This is a genomic window from Salegentibacter mishustinae (assembly GCF_002900095.1).
Classification (GTDB): Bacteria; Bacteroidota; Bacteroidia; order Flavobacteriales; family Flavobacteriaceae; genus Salegentibacter; species Salegentibacter mishustinae.
The window spans coordinates 1,120,074-1,140,450 of sequence record NZ_LLKN01000002.1 but is presented as its reverse complement, the minus strand read 5'-3'; the positions used below and the strand labels follow the sequence as shown (position 1 = coordinate 1,140,450).

Annotated in this window: 15 protein-coding genes; 7 read left to right on the top strand and 8 right to left on the bottom strand. The window is 35.9% G+C overall.

Features of this window, described 5'->3' with window-relative positions:
- The gene (locus tag APB85_RS08060) at positions 1-795 is read left to right on the top strand and encodes an ABC transporter ATP-binding protein (protein ID WP_057481121.1); all 795 of its coding nucleotides are present in this window, start codon (positions 1-3) and stop codon (positions 793-795) included.
- Here APB85_RS08060 and APB85_RS08055 read toward each other — a convergent pair.
- From APB85_RS08055 to pelF, 5 genes are read right to left on the bottom strand one after another with little or no spacing between them, the layout of a single operon-like run.
- On the bottom strand, positions 792-4,781 hold the full coding sequence (locus APB85_RS08055; protein ID WP_057481120.1) for a DUF2194 domain-containing protein: 3,990 nt from the start codon (positions 4,779-4,781) through the stop codon (positions 792-794). The genes APB85_RS08060 and APB85_RS08055 overlap by 4 nt on opposite strands.
- Positions 4,781-6,772 carry a hypothetical protein gene (locus APB85_RS08050; protein WP_057481119.1) on the bottom strand — a complete coding sequence of 664 codons (1,992 nt, stop codon included), beginning with the start codon at positions 6,770-6,772 and terminating at the stop codon, positions 4,781-4,783. The genes APB85_RS08055 and APB85_RS08050 overlap by 1 nt, the downstream gene beginning before the upstream one ends.
- Positions 6,773-6,780: 8 nt before the next feature.
- A complete protein-coding gene (locus APB85_RS08045; protein WP_160319234.1) occupies positions 6,781-7,572 on the bottom strand; it encodes an endo alpha-1,4 polygalactosaminidase in 792 nt (263 codons plus the stop codon).
- 7 nt (positions 7,573-7,579) lie between these two features.
- Entirely contained in the window at positions 7,580-9,193 is a 1,614-nt protein-coding gene (pelG, locus tag APB85_RS08040) for an exopolysaccharide Pel transporter PelG (RefSeq protein WP_057481117.1), read from the bottom strand.
- Positions 9,194-9,195: 2 nt separating this feature from the next.
- Positions 9,196-10,719: a GT4 family glycosyltransferase PelF gene (gene pelF / locus APB85_RS08035; protein ID WP_057481116.1), complete on the bottom strand. Its 1,524-nt coding sequence runs from the start codon at positions 10,717-10,719 to the stop codon at positions 9,196-9,198.
- Positions 10,720-10,930: 211 nt separating this feature from the next.
- Here pelF and APB85_RS08030 point away from each other — a divergent pair, with 211 nt between their 5' ends.
- From APB85_RS08030 to APB85_RS08005, 6 genes are all read left to right on the top strand, one after another.
- On the top strand, positions 10,931-11,902 hold the full coding sequence (locus tag APB85_RS08030) for an endo alpha-1,4 polygalactosaminidase (RefSeq protein ID WP_063870573.1): 972 nt from the start codon (positions 10,931-10,933) through the stop codon (positions 11,900-11,902).
- 93 nt (positions 11,903-11,995) lie between these two features.
- Positions 11,996-13,405, top strand: coding sequence for a DNA recombination protein RmuC (locus APB85_RS08025; protein WP_057481115.1), 1,410 nt, complete (start codon positions 11,996-11,998; stop codon positions 13,403-13,405).
- Between the two features lies 1 nt (position 13,406).
- Positions 13,407-14,549: a serine hydrolase domain-containing protein gene (locus tag APB85_RS08020; protein ID WP_057481114.1), complete on the top strand. Its 1,143-nt coding sequence runs from the start codon at positions 13,407-13,409 to the stop codon at positions 14,547-14,549.
- A gap of 6 nt (positions 14,550-14,555) precedes the next feature.
- Positions 14,556-14,924: a hypothetical protein gene (locus APB85_RS08015; protein ID WP_057481113.1), complete on the top strand. Its 369-nt coding sequence runs from the start codon at positions 14,556-14,558 to the stop codon at positions 14,922-14,924.
- Between the two features lie 3 nt (positions 14,925-14,927).
- A complete protein-coding gene (locus tag APB85_RS08010) occupies positions 14,928-15,470 on the top strand; it encodes an acyl-CoA thioesterase (RefSeq protein ID WP_057481112.1) in 543 nt (180 codons plus the stop codon).
- Positions 15,471-15,478: 8 nt separating this feature from the next.
- Complete coding sequence (locus APB85_RS08005; protein ID WP_057481111.1) at positions 15,479-16,453, top strand: bile acid:sodium symporter family protein; 975 nt, start codon at positions 15,479-15,481, stop codon at positions 16,451-16,453.
- Positions 16,454-16,606: 153 nt separating this feature from the next.
- Here the strand turns inward: APB85_RS08005 and APB85_RS08000 are convergent, their stop codons facing one another.
- The 3 genes from APB85_RS08000 to rpmH form a co-directional block, all read right to left on the bottom strand.
- Positions 16,607-16,999: a DUF423 domain-containing protein gene (locus tag APB85_RS08000; RefSeq protein ID WP_057481110.1), complete on the bottom strand. Its 393-nt coding sequence runs from the start codon at positions 16,997-16,999 to the stop codon at positions 16,607-16,609.
- A gap of 206 nt (positions 17,000-17,205) precedes the next feature.
- Positions 17,206-20,058, bottom strand: a complete 2,853-nt coding sequence (gene carB / locus APB85_RS07995) for a carbamoyl-phosphate synthase large subunit (RefSeq protein ID WP_057481109.1) — start codon at positions 20,056-20,058, stop codon at positions 17,206-17,208.
- Between the two features lie 109 nt (positions 20,059-20,167).
- The gene (gene rpmH, locus APB85_RS07990) at positions 20,168-20,326 is read right to left on the bottom strand and encodes a 50S ribosomal protein L34 (RefSeq protein ID WP_075327124.1); all 159 of its coding nucleotides are present in this window, start codon (positions 20,324-20,326) and stop codon (positions 20,168-20,170) included.
- Positions 20,327-20,377: the final 51 nt, after the last annotated feature.

The window sequence follows — 20,377 nt, the reverse complement described above, 5'->3', positions numbered from 1 at the left end:
GTGGATCAATCCGAACAACATAGCATCCTAAAAACGATTAATCTCGACATTGGTTACAGTACTAAAACTGAAAAAACTCTTATCGCTGAAGCTATTGATATTGAAGTAAACCAGGGAGAATTGGTTGCGGTTATAGGTGTTAATGGTGTTGGAAAATCTACTTTTTTACGCACCTTAAGCGGAGTTCAGGATGCGCTAAAGGGAAAAGTATTGGTAAAAAATGAACAAATTCAGCAAATCGATTCTTTAGAACTCGCTTCTTTAGTGAGTCTTGTACTTACAGAACAACCCATTTCTAAAAATTTAAGTGTTTTTGAACTGGTGGCTCTTGGCCGACAACCTTATACAAATTGGATTGGCCGCCTTAGTAAAAACGATCTTCGCCAGATTAAAAAATCTCTGCAAAATGTTGGTATTGAAGATTTGCAAAACAAAAAATGCTACGAGTTAAGCGATGGGCAATTACAAAAAGTATTGATAGCCCGGGCCATTGCTCAAAACACGCCCCTGGTTATCTTAGATGAACCTACCACACATTTAGACTTGTACCATAAAGCTTATGTCCTTAAATTGCTTAAAAAGCTTACCCGAAAAACTAATAAAGCCATTGTTTTCGCTTCTCACGAGATCAATCTTGCTATTCAGCTTTGTGATAAGATTATTTTAATGCAGGATAAAAAGGTTACCACAGGTTCTCCAAAAGAACTCCTGGAATCTGGCGCATTTTCTACTGTTTTTCCTGAAGGTTTAATCATTTTCGATAAAGCTTCAGCTTCCTTTAAAATAAATCCTTAGTTATCTTTTAGAAAATATTTTAGGCCGAAGGTAAAGTTGTTAGAATAAAAGTTTTTCAGCGTATAAAATTCAGCCTGCGCATTAAAATGAAAATATTTTGAAACCGGCCATACCACATTCCCGCGATAGCGCTGAAACTCATCAGAAAAAGTATCCAGAAAATATCCGGCATCCAGATTAATCTTCCAAAAATTCTGTTTATTCTCATATTCATAAGCAACACCCATTCCGCCATATAAGCGCTCATCTAAAGTCCAGTAAGGATACCCGCCGGGTCTGCTGGAATTACCTAGCATTCCCGATAGTTCAGAATAAGGTCTGAATTTCGATCTTTTATTCAGCTTAATATCCATAGAAATACTGGTTAAAGCCTGCACATCTTGCACATCGTCGCTATAATGATTCCCCTCCAGGTAGAGAACAGCCTGGAATTTCTCTTTAAATTGAAGTTCTTCGTAAATATTTAATTGGGTTTGATAAATATCCAGGGCGTAAGCGGGTCCTGTAATAGCCGGTTTCCTTGAAACTTGAAATGAACTAAACAAACTATCTTTTGCAATAGAAGCTGAAGCTTGCAAATGAAGATAAGCCTTCCCGGCATCATTAAATTCCAGGCGAGTGCCAAAACCGTAATTAAGTTTTTCTATTCTTTCACGCGATTTAAACCTGTAAATTAAGCCGTATAAATGTTCATCTATGTTATTCTCAAATTCCTCCTGAAAAGGAATAGCGTAAGCTTTATACTGGCTCAAACCAAATTGATGCTGATGTAATTTCTTATCCCGAAGGCCATAAGTAGCTTCAGTACCAAAAGAAGTAGGATCTAACCTATCACTAATAATATTGCTTTCTATTCTAATAAAATCACCCTCTGTAATTCTGAGATCTTGCTCAATTTGCGCAGCAATTTCTGGGTAAAAAATTGAAGGATATTCATTTAACAACCGCCGTTTTTGTTCAGAATTTAAATAAATAACGTCTTTGTTAAGCTGTGTTCTTAATCTCTCTTTATTGGTTGAATTAGGCAATTTAGAGGCTATTCTCCAGGCGGTAACAATATCTCCGCGGCCCATATAGTATTCGGCCATAAATGACTGGATAGCTTCTTTTTCTTCCGGATTATTTTTTTCGGAATAATTAGCGTATAAACGTTCTATTTCTTTATAATTTTTTAGCGCATAAAACCATTGCATTCTTTCTACCAAAGGAAAATCTTTTGCACAGGCAGACCATTCCAGTGCTTTTCTAAAACTTCCCTGCCCGGCGTAAGTATAAGCAATGGTGGGAGCTAAACGTTTAAGGTCTTTTCTACAGGTTTCTATTTCCAGCAGTTCCCTGGCTGCTTTTTTATCGTTATCAGCAATAAGATATTCTATATAAAGCGGAAAATTCTTTTCCTTTAAAAACTCATATTCTCCCGATTGCAAGCGCCAATTATCTACGGATTCTTCACTAATTTCTTCACCGCATTTAGACCATAAAATAGCTTGCTTAAACTCTTTAGCATCAGCAAGGATCCAGGAAATAGATGATGCAGCAAGCTTAAAATCTTCCCGGCAGGGTTCTATATCTTTTACCAAATTAAAAGCAGCTTCGGGGTATTTCTCGTTAAGCAACACTAAATAACTAAATCTATCTTCATGAGATTCGGTATTATTTATTAACCCTAACAATTCATCGCGAGTTAACTGAACTTCGGTCCCATTTCCAAAATATGCTATAAAATCTTTTCGAAGCTTTATATTCTCGGGATTTAGGTCTATCTGTCTCAGCATCCAACGCTTTCTGGTATCCAAATTTGGATAATCGCTTTGAGCTGTAAATTCTGAAGAAAGTTTTACATATACTGAAGATTTATCCTTTTTATATTTTTGTTCAAGTAATGGCCATATTTCATTTTGACGATTTTCCCATCCCAAATAATGAAATAGCGCTAACCAGTCTTCCCGATTGTAATCTTCACCTGCTGCAATTTTAGACTTCAATTCAGTAATTTCTTTAGATATATTACTGTCTTCAAAGTTTTCTGAAGGTTTTACCAAAAGATAAGCTTTATAATCCTGCAGTAATGCACTTAGTAACTTACCCGAATTATCGTCTTTAAACTTAGGCAGACTTAACTGCTTTTTGGAAGTCTGAATATTAAAAAGAAATCCATCCAGAAACGCAGTTGTGGTATATTTCAGCTTGTTATTACCTAAATAATCTGCCATCTTGCTCTGCTTTTCCTTAGATGCATAAGCAAACCAAAAGTTTTCGTTATTCTCTGAAATTTCAGCCTGGGCTGCTACCTTAAAAGTATTTTCGGTTTCTGAGAATTCATAAGTATCTTCTCTCCAGTTTTTGGTGATTTTTGCCGCATCTGAAACCTTTAAAAACCGAATTAGCGGAAAGGTTTCTTTTACTTCCTGAATATAATTTCTAAACCTTGGGAGCAAACCGGGCGAACCATCTTCTGAAACTCGCCAACCGTAACTATTTATATTACGTAAAGTATAATCTCCTGCACTTTCTAAAGGTTCGTCTCCCGGAATTTGGTAAATGTCATCGGGGTGTATAAAATGCGTCCAGATACCGGTATAAAGATATAGAGATTGCTGATTGAACTCCCTGGTGGAATTCATGGCATATCCACTACTAATCCTGGGGAAATTAAAAAAGTGATAATTATAAGGTTCAGGATCAAATTCACGGCCTCCACCTTCTTCAAAATCCCCAAGGTAAATACTGGCATTATAAATAATACTGGGTATATTCTCTTCTAAAACCACAAAACCCGTACTATCTATTATATTTGAAGGCGGCACATAAGAAACTGGCAATCTACCATAATCACGGGCGGCCCAGCGCTTTTTAACCGCTTGCAGGCTTAGCCCCATATAGCTTTTATTTGGCCATTCTGTTTGGGTTAGTGAAACGTGGTTATAGCCGTGCAGTTCTACTTCGTGATCAGAATTTTTTATTGATTTCATCAATTTATCAGCGCCATTTGCTCCATTTAAGATTGATCTCTCCCATTCCTGAAAGTTAAATGGCGGGGAAGTATGATTAGAATAATCGAAGCAAACATAAGCCGAATACACAATATCTTCTTCCTCTGCCAGCTTCAACATATCTTCCCACCAAACATCAGAATAAAAATTCGCCTGGCTTATATCCATTTCAGATTGTACCGGTTCCATTTTCGCATCGTAAAGCGGAGCTGGAAAATCGTCTAACATAATACTGGAGGCATTGGCTACGGGATAAGGCACTCCTTCTAAACCTTGCAAAATAGCTGCAAAGAATAACCCTCGTTCCTGTTTTTCTGAAAATTGTTCGGTATTAAAAGAAATAACTGAACCTGCTCCAATTTCGTTTTTAATAATTAATGGATAATCTTCTTCTGAAAAAGAGGTTGCCAGAACCTCAACATCCTCCCGAAAGTTATTCTGTTCCAAACCAAAATGTGTAGTGAGGCTTTTATAATGCTTCCCTTTAAATGCCGGGATAAAGTCTGAATTAAATAGAAATCCCTGAGCTGTGGTGTTTATTTCAAAATTGGCATCAGCTTTTACACCGGCTAAAAATCCATAATTTTTATTTGTTCCTACGCTGGGAATAAAAATATGACCGCCTTCAGCCACAAAATTTATAAGAAAATTCATCGCATCTCCGTTTAGCGGAGCGGGGTCATAAAGAACAATAACTTTTACCGAAGCTGCTACTGCCGGCTGCTCATTAAATTTGTCACGGTTTATTTCACCATAAGGAATTTTAGCATAATTAAGAGTCTTTCTTATATGGTTGCTATTTTTTACGCTTAACTCATTGCCAGGCTCAAGAATATAAGTAACCAGGGGGTTCTTACTCATTTTATCGTAAAGAACCCTTGGATGGTCTTCTTCCTCTCTGGAATCTTCCACATCTACGGCGCACCCCATAACAATAAGAAGCAACAGGTAAGCAGTATATTTTAATAAATTAATTGGTAATTGTAATCTCATCAAAATAATAGTTCATTAATATTGCTGGCTCGCTCCCTATTTTCTATTTGGTAAACCTTTAGATCTTCACTCTCATAATAAATATTTACATTTCTATCTTTAGCTTTTAAAAGGTTGATCCTTTCTAGCGCTAAAGCCTGTTGGCTTTTAAATATTTCCTTTTTAGCTACATTGCTTTCCTCTAAATTCTTATAAATAAAAACGAACATAGTTTCAGGTAAAATTATATCTGGATTGCTCTGAAGATATTGCTGGTTATTTTTATACCTGTGGAATCTCCTATCCCGTGCTATATAACTGTCATTAAAGTAATCGTAATTATAATAATAATGACTGTTATTACTAAAGCTGAAGTAAGGCAAAGAATTTACCACTGCATAAGTATAAGGTAGGTTGGCCGATTGAATTTTGGAGTAAGCTTCAAAAACCACATTTTCAGTTTTTTCCGAATCAAAATTTAAAGTAGCCGAAGGTGGAAATGTAAAAATTGCCAATGCCAAAATTACTACGCTACCACTGGTAACTTCTATTATTGTGCTTAGTCTGCTTTGTGTTTTGAAGATGGAAAAAATATTTACGATCACATTGAGTATAATTCCGAAGAAAATAGGAATAAATACACATAACACCTGACTTAAAAGATCCAAATCCAATAAAACTTCATCTATATGATATAAGGCAAATAATACATTGATAAAAATGATAAAAATAAGGCTGGCAAGCCATTTATGCGGTTTTTTGATATAATTAAAAATAGAAATCAAAAGAAAAACGATACCTGCAACCTGATAATAATATATAAGCTCTTTAAAGGGAACTACCAGATTAGGATTATAAGTATAGGCATCAAAAGAAAATAAATTTGAGAGGATAAATGCTCCAAAATTTTCCTGTTTAACAAATGCTGCTATTCCATAAATTAAAGCAATTAAAGTTACAGAAGAAAGATAGGCAAAGAGAATTTGGCTTACTTGCTTCATATAATACCGAAATTTAAAAAAGAACAGGATAAGCAGGAATGTTGGAACAATTAAAAGTCCCACAAAAAGATCTAGTATTAAGATAGTAGCAAAAAGAATAAAGAACCAGCCAAAGATCAATTTTCTATTAAAGCGAAAGCTTTGCGGATAAATACTGAAAAGCATGGTAGGTACTGCAATAATTAAAGCCGTAAAAACCGACTTATGTTCTGCTAAAAGATCTATGTTTATTGGCAGAAAAGAATATAACAAGGCAAAACTAGTACCTGCCAGTATTCCCGGTGCATGTTTTCTTGAAATTTTAAAAACTACCCAATAAATAATTAAAGAAAGTAGCGCTGACTCCAGTAGCCCAAAAGATTGTAAAGCTTGCGCGTTCGTAATATGGGTTAATTTTGCATAGAGGTTTATAAGTAAATAATCCCCCATCATTTCCCCTGGATGAAGAAACCAGTTTTTTAAAGACAAGCCGTTTATCAAATTCAACTTTGCGAACCAACTGTAGGAAAGTGTATAAACATCTTCCTTAAATAGAGAACTTCTGGAAATATAGGTCATAATCGGTAGTAAAAATCCAATAGCTAATTGCCAGTTTTTATGATATTGAGATAATCTTTGTTCTTTATGTTTATACCTTGGTTTAATGATATTATCTCTATCCAGAAAATTCTCCCTTTTTTCAAGTTTTATTACTGCATACAAGATAGTACGCGTATAAATCTTTTGTAACTGATTTTTTATTGATCTTGTATAATTAAGATTCATAAAGGTTAGGGTAATAAGCCCAATTACAATACTTATTATAACAAATAGATCAAATGTATTGGTGAGCACCAATATAAAGCCGCCTAAGAGCACAGCTCCCAGAATTAGTGTAATGGTAGGAATTAAAAAGTTTAGTGCCGTTTGGGCAGAAACTCGGGCAGAGATTATTCTATGTATTAACAAAATCAATACAAAAAACAGTGTTATCCTAAATGGTCCGGTAAGTAGGTAGGGCTCTAAAAACATATAAAATTTCAGTTTTTATCAGGAATACTTTGCAAATCTATTTTCCCAATAAAATATGTCCAGGGGTTTTCTTTTAATCGCTGCTTTATTGCTTTTTTCAATTTCTGTGTATCGGCATATTCAATTAAAATTATAGGAATTTCATACTCTTTATTAGCTTTTTCAAGTTCTTGTAAGAGCTGAAAAAATACTTCTTCCTCACGTAATTGATATTTATTTTTTTCAAAATTATAGTCGGTTGCTATACTTTCTTTGGCAACCGAATTTATATAGGGATGGGTATCTTCAATTATTGAAACACCTGCATTTTGCATTAAATAAATCTCTGGAAAAACAATATGAATAGTTTGTAAAAAGTCTAAAAGAGCATCTTTTTTCTCTGGAGTTGGTCCAAATACGGTATAGTTATCTATATTATCCAAAAACATCCCATCAAGGCCTTTTTTCATATTAAACTGGAAGATATTCATAAGAGATTCTCTTGTTTCTTCATTTTCAATATCTAAAATATGACTATTCCATAGCTCATTCTTTCCCAGGGTGAAATCCTTTACCTGCGGAAAATGAGCTGCAGATTCATTGACTTCCCCTAAACTTATATAACCTATAACGGTGTTATTCTGCTGTTTTAAAATCTCGATATCTTCACTATCAAAATGAGCACTTTCAAGAACTACTATTTCATAACCGGAAACATCTTTAGGATAAAAATCACCATAAGTAAAAAGCACCTGCTTTTCTTTAGTAAGCTCCTGGGCAACCGCCTGTGTAGTGCTTAAACAAATTGCGCCTGCTATCATAAGAATTTTAATAAGATGCATAATAGTAATAATCCAGATTTTTAAAGAAATTGTATGTTTCTCTAGTAGTAAATAGCATAAAAACCAGGGAACCTAAGAGCATTCCTACTACGCTATATTCATAAGAAATCCATCTACTTAGCAGGATCCCAATAATTATATTAACTAAAAAGGCAATAATAATAGCAACAAGTGGTTTCCTATGTTGCCCTAACGTATACAGGTACAGCACATTAAGCATTCCCAGGCTTAAAAACAAATAGCCTATACTTCCTAGCACACACACCCTAATACTTAAATCGCTTAGACTTTCATCAAAACCAGACGAATAACCCCAGGGCTGGGTAATTAATAAGTATAAAAATATAGCGATGCCCAGGGCACTAACCGCAAAAAGACGCAGATGCTTAAAATACATCTTTTTCATTTTGTCATTAAAACTTTGAAACTGGGAGTATTTTGTATCTAATTGATGAAAATCCATATGGCGTATATACGAATGGATCGCATATTCCATAACCCCACCCAGAAGAAAGAAAATTAAAATTGCCAGGTCCATTCCTATCTCATAATCTTTTTCATAATAGATCACATAAGGAATATCCCGATTTAAAGTAGAAGACCAGGCTACCAATCTATCCATAAAAACAAAAACAAACAGGAATGCCCCATAGAAGAAATAATTGAAATTTCTATATAACGAAAGCATTACCTTGGGTTTCTTCTTTACAGCTGTATGTTCCTGAAGTTTGTATTTATAAAAGAAGTAAAGATATACTACGGAGATTAAAGAAGCGGTAAGAATACCAATCCAGTGCACAAAATAAGGATGCATTGGAGTATACCAGTGTAAAGATAGCGCTACTACGGTTCCTATAAAGACACTTAAAGAGAGCATCCATCTTTGTTTAACCGCATATAATGGTGCTAAAACAAGGAGTAAAAATCCAATGAAAAGTGCATACAAAAACGTAATTATGACGAAAAGAAAGCTGTAAAGAGGAATCACCAAATTAACCAATAACGATAGGATAAAAAATCCTATTATAACAAGGACCCCGTTTATGATTATCTTTTTTGTAGAATAACTCGCCATATGGTAATCCTTATTGTACCAATAGTAAGAAACCTGTTTACCAATAACCTGAACAAAGCCACCACTTAATATAAATCCAAAGATTACCCCCAACACTACCGCTGTTGATTGTAGATTATTAAATTTTGAATAGGTCCATAGCGAAAACCCAAACATAATAATGGAAACTACCTGTAGAAATACGGGAAATAAATGGATAAGACCAGAACTGTAATCTACAATAAATCGCTTGGTATTTTTTGTAGTAATATAGTCGGTTAGTGCGAGTCTTTTAAAGGTTTTCGCTTCAGCGATACGCTGGTTATTATTCTTAAGATTTGCCAGGGTTATGGCATCGTAAGCTTTGTAAATATATTTTGAAAGTTGAAAAATATCATCAAAACCATAATCCTCTTTAACATCTACATCCCTAATTCCAAAAGATTCTATGGTGGCAGCTACTACATAAACATTTACGGGTTTTCCGTTCCGTTCTTTAACCGCAACCACAAGTTTGGCAATAGCTTTAATTTGATCTTTAGTCATTCTCAGGAAAAATCTTTAATCTTAGCTAATTTTGGTTTTGGTTTTTTCGACTTCATAATTTCGCTGTAAACATCTTCATATTCCCCTATGAACTTATTTAAAGTAAAATTATTTAAAACCTTTTCCCTTGCATTCTTCCCCATCTTTTTTCGAAGCTCTTCGTTTAAAAGCAATTTGGTCACATTTCCTCCAATTTCTTCAGCATCTTTTGGTTTACAGGTAAATCCGCAGCTTTCATCAAGCGCTTCTTTAACTCCGCCAACATCGGTAGATACCACCGGAATCTCACAACTCATAGATTCTATAACAGTATACGGGAAACCTTCAGAGATGGATGTTAAAATTGAAATGTCTCCCTCCAAAAATATTTCCTGAGGATTACTTTTTGGCCCCATAAACTTAAAATTGTCCTGCAAGCTTAATTCATCTATAAGATCAAGACATTCCCGGGTATATTCGGGTACGGCCTGGTCATCTCCATAAACCAAATACTGAACATTAGGGATAGTTTCTTTCACCACCGCGCAAGATCTTATCATAGTAAGAATATCTTTCAGTTCAAATACCCGGGCTAAGGCCACTACGGTTGGAATACCCTTTAAATGTGCCGGTTTTGATCCTGGTTTGAAAACCTCTGGATCTATACCGTTATATATTATCTTGAATTTTTTAGGATCGGCTCCATACCATTTTTCCCATTTTTGATTAAAAGTGGTTACTGAAATAATCACATCAGCCTTATAATAAGCCAGACGAGTAATAGCCTCAGAAAAGCGAATTAGTAGACTTTTTAAAAAGTATGGGTATTCAGATTTATTAATAGCCAATAACCTTTCCCTAATAAAGACCCCGTGTTCAGTTAACATAATCCTTGTACCATACTTATAATTGGCAATAAGTGCCGGAATAAGCGGGAAACCACTAAGCGTTAAATGAGCCACATCTACTTTGGGTATATTCACTATGGCCAGAGGAATTAGGAATCTATAAATCCAGCGTAAGCCAATGGTAATATCAATTAAAGAGGCATCAGGGTTACGCTCCCCTATAATAAATTTAGCAAGCGTATCTCTATAAGCGGTCCATACGTGCCTATTTCTTATGGTTTCTTTATAATCGTAATCTTCAAAATAAAACCACAACTGGTGAAAAATTATATCCAGATCTTCTATGTTCTGGTCTTCACTATAAATAAACTCCAGTAGACTTTTAAAAAGTGGAATAAATTTTTGTTCTACCACTTCATCGGTAGTCCACTCCTTTTTAGCTACCGTTTTATAATATTCCTCTCCATAGCTAATATAATCGTACGGCTCATCTGGGGTCCAGAGAGGCACCTGAATAACTTCGCTTATATTTTCGCTAAGCTCGTACTTAGATTCTTTTTCAAAAGAAGCGTTTATAGAATATAACTTAAAATCTATATTACTAACCTTATTACATAAATGATGTGCCCAGGTAGACACACCACCACCGTTAAAAGGGTAGGTACCTTCTAAAATAAGCAATACTGAGGGGTTAGGCATTAAAGTTTGTTTGTCGCCAAAAATATATTAAAAATCAGATACTTGACAACTTCTAGCTCAAAATTTCTAAAATGTAGTATTTCAATTGAAGAATTTTAAATGAAACACCTTTTAGACTAAAAAAATATAGTCTTTAAGATAAAAATTTATCAAATCAAAAAATTATCATTTTTCAATTTCATATACCTTTGTGTGAAATTTGAATAGTTAAATGAATTTACTCCGTTTCCCCTGCTTGATTCTGTGCTGTTTATTGTTTTCCTGCCAGGAAAATACCGCACAGGATATGGAAGACAAAATAGATTATCGTCATCAAATGCGGAGTTTAGTGATTGAAATAAGTGAAACTGCAAAAGCTGAAAATTCGAATTTTCTGGTTATTCCTCAAAATGGAATCGAACTTATATTTGAGGAAAACGAGCTACCCGCTGTAGATTATTTAAACGCAATAGACGCCGTGGGACAGGAAGACCTCTTTTATGGTTATCCCGAATTCAATAAACCTACACCCACTCCAGATAATACTTATTTAAAAAAACACCTGGATTCGGCTAAAAACAGTGGTAAAAAAGTACTGGTAACAGATTATTGTAAAACTCCGGAATTCATAGAGCATTCCTACAATCTTAATGAAGAGAATAATTATATTTCTTTTGCATCGCCCAGAAGAGAATTAGATATCATCCCCGGCGCTCCAATTTTTAACGAAAACAAAGCAGATATCAATAAGCTTTCAAAGGTTAAAAACTTTCTATACATTCTTAATTATGCTGAATATCCTAGCAAACAGGAACTTATTTCTGAACTTGCTTTTACCAATTATGACCTTATCATTTTAGATCTATTTTTTAACGAAGACACTTTTACCGCTGAAGAAATCCAGCAGCTAAAAAAGAAGAAGAACGGCGGTGATCGACTTGTAATCGCCTATATGTCTATCGGAGAAGCAGAAGATTACCGATATTACTGGGACGAAACCTGGAACAGCAATCAACCTGACTGGTTGGTAGAGGAAAACCCACACTGGGCGGGCAATTTTAAGATAGCCTATTGGAACCAGGATTGGAAAAATCTCATTTACAGAAATGAAAACTCTTACCTAAGTAAAATTGTAAATGCCAATTTTGACGGTGTTTATCTGGATATTATAGACGCTTTTCAATATTTTGAAGCGAAAAAATAATTCGCGTCGGCATTAAATTTTCCACCAAACTAAGCCTGGATTTTTAGAACAATTCCAGCAAATAAGTATCTTTGAGAAAACTGCTATTTCTCAATGAACGATTATCTACTCATCGCTTTAATTTTTGCGGCTCTTATTGTTGGACTCTACTTCGGAAAACTTATTTCAGGTTTAAAAAGCAAAAACACCGAAGCTGTTTTACAGGAAAAAAATAATCAACTATCACTACAGGTAAAAGAACTTAATAATCAGTTATCCAGCAATTTAAACAATTTCAAATCTGAAGTTTTAGACTTAAAAAATAGCGCACAACTTCAAACCGAAAAACTAGAAAAAGAACGGGAAGAAATACGCCGCGAAAAAGATTTTTTAAGCACCGAACTCACTAAAAGGAATGCTGAATTTGAAAATCTGGAGCTTAAAAATAAAGAGCAAAAAGCCGAAGTTGAACAACTTCAGGAAAAATTTGAAAAAGAATTTGAAAACCTGGCCAACAAGATCCTCGAGCAAAAATCTGAAAAATTCACCCTTCAGAATAAAGAGAATATTCAGAATATATTAAATCCATTACAGGAAAAGATTCTGCATTTTGAAAAACGCATTGAAGAAGGAAATAAAGAAAGCATAGACCGCCACGCGATGCTGCGCCAGCAAATAATTGGTTTAAAAGAGCTCAACGAGCAAATGAGCAAAGAAGCCACAAACCTTACCAAAGCACTTAAAGGCGACACCAAAACCCAGGGAAATTGGGGAGAAATGATATTGGAACGGGTGCTGGAACGCAGCGGCCTGCAAAAAGGTAGTGAATATAGCGTACAGCAAAGTTTTACCAATGCCGACGGTAAACGAGTTTTGCCAGATGTGGTAATTAATCTCCCGGGCGACAAAAAGATGATCGTAGATTCTAAAGTTTCGCTAAACGCCTACGAACGCTACAGTAACGAAACCGAAGAAACTCAAAGAAAACAACATTTAAAAAATCATCTTACCGCTATTCGAAATCGAGTAAACGAACTGGGTGGCAAAAACTACCACCAGTTATACCAAATGGAAAGTCCCGATTTCGTCCTGCTTTTTATACCAATTGAAGCCGCATTTGCTGTAGCTTCCAACGAATACCCGGGCTTATATTCTGAAGCTTTTGACAAGAATATTATTATTGTTACGCCCACTACCCTGTTAGCAGTTTTAAAAACCATAGACAGTATGTGGCAAAACGAGAAACAAAAGCAGAACGCCATTGCTATTGCAACCCAGGCCGGAGCTTTATACGATTCTTTTACTGCCTTAACCGAAGAACTCACGAAAATTGGCAGGCAACTGGGAACGGTTCAAAATTCTTACGAAAGCGCCATGAAAAAGCTTACCGGGAAAGGAAATTTACTTCGTAGAGTAGAAAAACTCAAAAAACTAGGCGCCAAGGCCAGTAAACAAATTGATCCTAAAATGCTATCAGCAATGGATAAAGAAGAGGAAATAGAAGAAAATAAATCCATGAATTAATATGGAAACAGTTATAAAATCAGTTATCAAGCTTTTACTAATCAGTTTTTTTACGCTGAGTATTTCTGCCCAGGAAATATATTTCCCGCCGGGTGGAGCCTGGCAGGAAAAAGACACGGCTGCTTACAATTTAGATTTCACTGATGCTGTGGAGTTCGCTGAAGCAAACGAATATTCAGAATCAAAAGATTTACGGCAGGCTATTCTAAAAGGATTTCAACACGAACCCTATCACGAAATTTTAGGCCCAACAAAAAGACGTGGTGGCCCGGCGGGAATAATTTTAAAAAACGGCTACCTGGTCGCAAAATGGGGAGATACAAAACGGGTAGATATGACTTTTAGCGTTACCAAAAGCTTCCTTTCTACCACCGCTCTGCTCGCTTTAGACGAAAACCTGATTGCAGATGTTGAAGATCCTGTGATCAATTACGTATGGGACGATACTTTTGAAGGTGAACATAATTCCAAAATTACCTGGAAAAATTTACTCCAACAAAACTCCGATTGGAGCGGAGAACTTTGGGGTTCTTACGACTGGGCCGATAGACCACCAAAAGAAGGCGGAATAGATGATTGGCGAAATCGAGAGCTCAATGAACCTGGAACGCATTTTAAATATAACGATGTTCGGGTGAATGTGCTTGCATATTCTTTACTTAACGTTTTTAGAAAACCTCTTCCCAGCGTTTTAAAACAAAAAATTATGGATCCTATTAATGCCTCCTCCACCTGGCGCTGGTTTGGTTACGAAAATTCCTGGACTACTATAGACGGTTTCAAAATGCAATCGGTTAGCGGTGGCGGGCATTCCGGTGGCGGAATGTTTATCAATACCGAAGATATGGCACGTTTTGGTTTGTTATTTATGAATAACGGTAACTGGGATGGCAAACAATTAATTTCAGAAAAACTTATTGAAGAAGCAGTACAGCCTTCTATTCCAAATAAGAACTATGGTTATATGTGGTGGCTTAATGTCGATGGCCCACGCCATTGGAAGAATATAGATAAAGACATTTTTTATGCGGCAGGTTTCGGCGGAAATTTTATTATTGTAGATCGTAAAGAAAAACTGGTTATTGTTACTCGTTGGCTGGAACCTTCTAAAATAGAAGAATTTGTTCAAAAAATTTATAATTAAACAAATATGAAAAAAACGCTTTTTAGCATTCTGGGAGTAATAGTATTACTGTTTATAGCCTGGTTTGCCTTTATCTATTTTGTGCCTTACAGTGAGGGTACAAGAAGTGGTGAACTTATAAAATTCAGTAAAAAAGGGGTTATTTCTAAAACCTGGGAAGGCGAAATAAGCCAGGGAATTAGCGGCGCTCAGATCTTTCAATTTTCAGTTTTAGATAATAATAAGGAAGCTATTGAAGCCTTACGGGAAAACGAAGGCAATTACGTAAGGCTTAAATATATGGAGCGCTACGCCACCTTTTTCTTTTGGGGCGATACCAAATATTTTATAACCGAAGTAGAAGAAGCTCAATCCCCTCACTTTAGAGATAGATAAACTATGACTCAATTTAAACAAGTAAAAGATTCCCAGGTAGACATTTCAGAATTAATGTTGCCTTCCCATTCAAATTTCAACGGAAAAATTCACGGAGGTTATGTGCTGTCTCTTATGGACCGTATTGCTTTTGCCTGCGCATCTAAGCACTCTGGCGCCTATTGTGTAACAGCTAGTGTTGATACCGTAGATTTCCTAAAACCTATAGAAATTGGCGAATTGGTAACGATGAAGGCTTCGGTAAATTACGTGGGTAATAGTTCTATGGTAATTGGAATTCGCGTTGAAGCAGAAAATATTAGAACCGGCGAGATAAAACATTGTAATTCTTCCTATTTCACGATGGTAGCCAAAGATGAAGATGGAAAGTCTTTAAAGGTCCCGGGGCTAATTCTCACTAACGATCACGATATACGGCGTTTTGCAAAAAGCATAAAACGTAATAAAATGACATTGAATCGAAAAAAGGAGTTCAATGAAACCGATTTTTCTTCGGAAGAATATGTGCATTTACTGGAAAATTATAAGGTGAAAATCGAAAAGTAAACGAGCCATTGAAATTTAACGGGTTTATAGCGGCAATATTTTTAGCGATAATCATCGCTTATTTTTTTCCTGAAGGATTTGTACTCTTGCCGCTTAAAACCATCACCGATATTGGGATTGGTTTTATCTTCTTCTTCTACGGATTAAAATTATCTCCCGCAGAATTCAAATTAGGCTTTTTAAATTATAAAGTTCATATTGTGATCCAGTTGGCCACATTTGTGGCTTTTCCATTGCTAACCTTGCTTTGTTTACCTCTTTTTGAAGACGGAACAGGTTCAGATCTATGGATCGCTTTGTTTTTCCTTGGAACTCTCCCTTCCACGGTCTCCTCTTCTATCGTTATGGTTTCTCTGGCTAAAGGTAATCTGCCAACCGCTATTTTTAACGCCAGCCTTTCGGGACTCATCGGGATAGTCGCAACACCCATTTGGTTGAGTTTTTTTCTTAGTGGAAGCGCCGATTTTGAATTTTTAGATGTCCTTATAAAATTATGCTGGCAGATAATTATTCCGTTAATTCTGGGATTAATACTGCAGAAATTTCTTGGTGATTTTGCCCGAAAACACGGCAAAAAATTAGGCTTACTAGATAAAACAACAATTATACTAATTGTTTACTCCAGCTTTAGTAACTCTTTCTCATCCAACATATTTAGCAGCGTAGAAACCCAGGATTTGTTAAAATTAACCGCCATAGTTATTTTACTATTCTTCGTAGTATATTTTGGACTCGGTTTAGTCTGTAATTTTTTAGGTTTCAGTTTAAAAGATAAAATAACCGCTCAATTCTGCGGCACTAAAAAATCGCTGGTTCACGGTTCGGTAATGGTAAAAGTGATCTTTGGAAATTCAGCAAATACAGGACTTTTGCTTTTGCCTATTATGATCTATCATTCCCTACAATTACTATTGATCGCTTTTTATGCGGAAAAATATAAAAAGCGGGTTTTGAAAGCGGAAACTTTAGAAAATACTGCTTAGATGTAAGTTTTTAGGTTGATTCTTGTTAGATGCTGAAACAAGTTCAGCATGACGATTTACTCAATAATGGAGATATCATTAAATTAGACCTCCGAATAAATTTCGAAGTAAGCCCTGAATCAATTTCAGGGTGAAGTTTAAATTTTAAAATATTTACAGATAGCTTGCAATTTCAGCAATATTTATAGTAAAAAATATCCAGCCCAGAATAAGCAAAAGTCCACCAAGCGGAGTGATTGGTCCTAAAATCTTTATCTTTTTTCCGGCAGAAGCGCTTAGTGTTAAGCCATAAATACTAAAGGAGAACAGGAATATCCCAATTATAAAAAACCAGGCAATAAGCTGCTGGGAAACCCCAATAAACGGAAAAACAATTCCGGAAATTATAAGCATAATGGCGTGATACATTTGGTATTTCACTCCTGTTTCAAAACTTTTTAGCTGATCTTCAGAAAAACGCTTTTTTAAAGCATGGGCTCCAAAAGCTCCAAAAACAACGGCCAAAGTGCCGTAGATTCCTCCAATTATGAGAACAATTTCTTTCATTAGTTATAATTAAAATCCTGAGAGTTATTTATTTAAGTTAGAAAAACCTACAAAGTTTAAACACCTTGTAGGTTTTTTGATTTGGAGGCTGAATAATTCGTCATTCTGAATTTATTTCAGAATCTAAGATGTTGATAATTCAAAGATGCTAGAAGCTGAAACAAGTCCAGCTTGACGAAAAAAGCCTATTCTTTAAATACTAAACCTTATTTACTTAAATACATTTTTCTTCTACTGTACAGGTCGTAAAATTCATCGTCTCGCAAACTGTCAATAAATAGAATACTTTCTCCTGTACTTTTCATTTCGGGTCCAAGTTGCTTGTTCACCTTATGAAACTTATTGAAAGAAAATACCGGTTGTTTTATCGCGTAACCTTCTAACTGCGGATTAAATTTAAAATCTTTAATTTTCTTCTCACCTAGCATCACTTTGGTTGCGTAGTTCACATAAGATTCTTTATAAGCCTTCGCGATAAATGGAACCGTTCTGGATGCTCTTGGATTGGCTTCAATGATATACACCATATCGTCCTTAATCGCAAACTGGATATTGATCAAACCAACTGTGTTAAGGGCTAAAGCGATCTTACGGGTATGGTCTTTAATTTGTTCCATTACCAGGTCTCCAAGATTAAAAGGAGGTAGCAGAGCATTAGAATCTCCAGAGTGAATTCCGCAAGGTTCAATATGCTCCATTATTCCAATAATGTGAACATCTTCCCCATCACAAATCGCATCAGCTTCAGCTTCTATAGCGCCATCTAAATAATGATCCAACAATAATTTATTATTCGGAATTTTTCTTAAAAGATCTACTACGGTTTCTTCCAGCTCATCTTTATTGATCACGATCTTCATTCCCTGGCCACCTAACACATAAGAAGGCCTTACCAAAATTGGAAAATCAAGCTCATCGGCTAGTGCAAGAGCTTCATCTGCAGTTTCTGCAGTTCCAAACTCAGGGTAAGGAATATCGTTATCCTGAAGCAGTTTCGAGAAGCTTCCGCGATCTTCAGCAAGATCTAAAGCTTCATAACTGGTTCCCATAATTTTAATTCCGTAGCGATCTAGTTTTTCTGCAAGTTTTAAAGCAGTTTGACCTCCCAGCTGCACGATTACTCCTTCAGGTTTTTCGTGGCGAATTATATCATAAATATGCTCCCAGAAAACAGGTTCGAAATAAAGTTTATCGGCCACATCAAAATCGGTAGATACCGTTTCTGGATTACAGTTGATCATTATGGTTTCGTAACCGCATTCTGAAGCGGCTAAAACCCCGTGAACACAACTATAATCAAACTCAATTCCCTGGCCTATTCTGTTTGGCCCAGAACCAAGTACTACAATTTTTTTCCTGTCACTCACCTTGCTTTCGTCATCTACATAACGTTTACCATCTGGAGTTTCAATTTCAGCTTCAAAGGTTGAGTAGTAATAAGGTGTTTCCGCTTTAAATTCAGCTGCACAGGTATCCACCAGTTTATACACCCGGTTTATTCCTAAATCAACACGCTTATTGTAAACTTCGCTTTCTAAACAGTCCAGCATATGAGCTATTTGCCTATCTGCAAAACCTTTTTGTTTTGCTTCGAGTAACAAGTCTTTAGGTAATGACTCTTTATCAAATTTAGAGATCTCTACATCTAAAGCATAAAGCTCTTCGTACTGGCGCAAGAACCACATATCTATTTTAGTGATCTCGTGAATGCGGCTAAGCGGGATTCCCGCCTGAATTGCATCGTAGATCACAAATACGCGATCCCAGCTTGGGTAAGTAAGTTTTTCTATAATTTCGTCGTACTTGGTATAGCTTTTTCCGTCAGCTCCAAGTCCGTTTCTTTTAATCTCAAGTGATTGGGTGGCTTTATGAAGTGCTTCCTGGAAAGAACGTCCAATTCCCATCACCTCTCCTACAGATTTCATTTGCAGTCCTAAAGTTCGATCTGCGCCTTCAAATTTATCGAAATTCCATCGCGGAATTTTAACGATCACATAATCTAAAGAAGGTTCGAATAAAGCTGAAGTAGATTTAGTGATCTGGTTTTCCAGTTCATCTAAGTTATAACCAATTGCCAGTTTTGTTGCAATTTTCGCAATTGGATATCCTGTTGCCTTAGAAGCCAAAGCCGAAGACCTGGAAACCCTTGGGTTAATTTCTATCGCAATAATGTCTTCTTTTTCATCTGGACTTACCGCAAACTGCACATTACAGCCACCGGCAAAATCACCAATGCTACGCATCATTTTTATAGCCATATCACGCATACGCTGGTACGTGGTATCACTTAAAGTCATTGCTGGTGCTACGGTAATCGAATCTCCGGTATGGATTCCCATAGGATCCATATTTTCTATAGAACAAATAATTACCACATTATCGTTCTTATCTCTTAGCAGTTCTAATTCATACTCTTTCCAGCCTAAAAGTGCTTTATCGATTAATACCTCGTGAATTGGAGAAGCTTCTAATCCATAGGTAAGCATTTCATCAAACTCTTCGGGGCCGTGTACAAAAGAAGCTCCACTTCCACCTAAAGTAAAAGAGGCTCTAATTACTAAAGGAAAACCAAATTCTTGCGCAACCTCTTTTCCCTGAAGATAAGAAGTTACAGTTTTAGCAGGAGCTACGGGAATTCCAATTTTACCCATAAGCTGCTTAAACTTCTCGCGATCTTCGGTAATATTGATCGCGTCTATATCTACACCAATTAATTTGATCCCAAAATCTTCCCAAATTCCTTTTTCATCGGCTTCAATACATAGGTTTAGCGCTGTTTGCCCTCCCATTGTTGGCAAAACAGCATCTATATTAGGATGCTTTTTAAGGATTTCAACAATAGACTTGGTAGTTAAAGGTTTTAGATAAACGTGATCTGCCATAGACGGATCTGTCATTATCGTTGCCGGATTGGAATTAAGCAGGATAGTTTCTATCCCATCTTCGCGTAACGAACGTAAGGATTGAGTTCCGGCATAATCAAATTCGCAGGCCTGACCAATAATAATAGGCCCGGAGCCAATAATCAGGATACTTTTAAGGTTGTTGTTTTTAGGCATTTTTCGTGGATTGTAGCATATTAAACATAAAAGTAAGGAAGCGTTTGGATATAAAAAAAGGCGTTACTAAGAAAGTAACACCTTTAAATATTTTAAAACCTAATTCTCATTAGTGCTTATGTCTGTTTTCAGAAGAGACTGATATTTTCTTTCTGCCTTTAGCCCTTCTTCTAGCGAGGACTTTTCTTCCGTTTGCACTAGCCATTCTTTCTCGAAAACCGTGCTTGTTTTTTCTTTTTCTCTTGGATGGTTGAAACGTTCTTTTCATTTTAAATATCTTTAAATCTTCTGAATAATCGTTTTTATAGCTCTCTGTAAA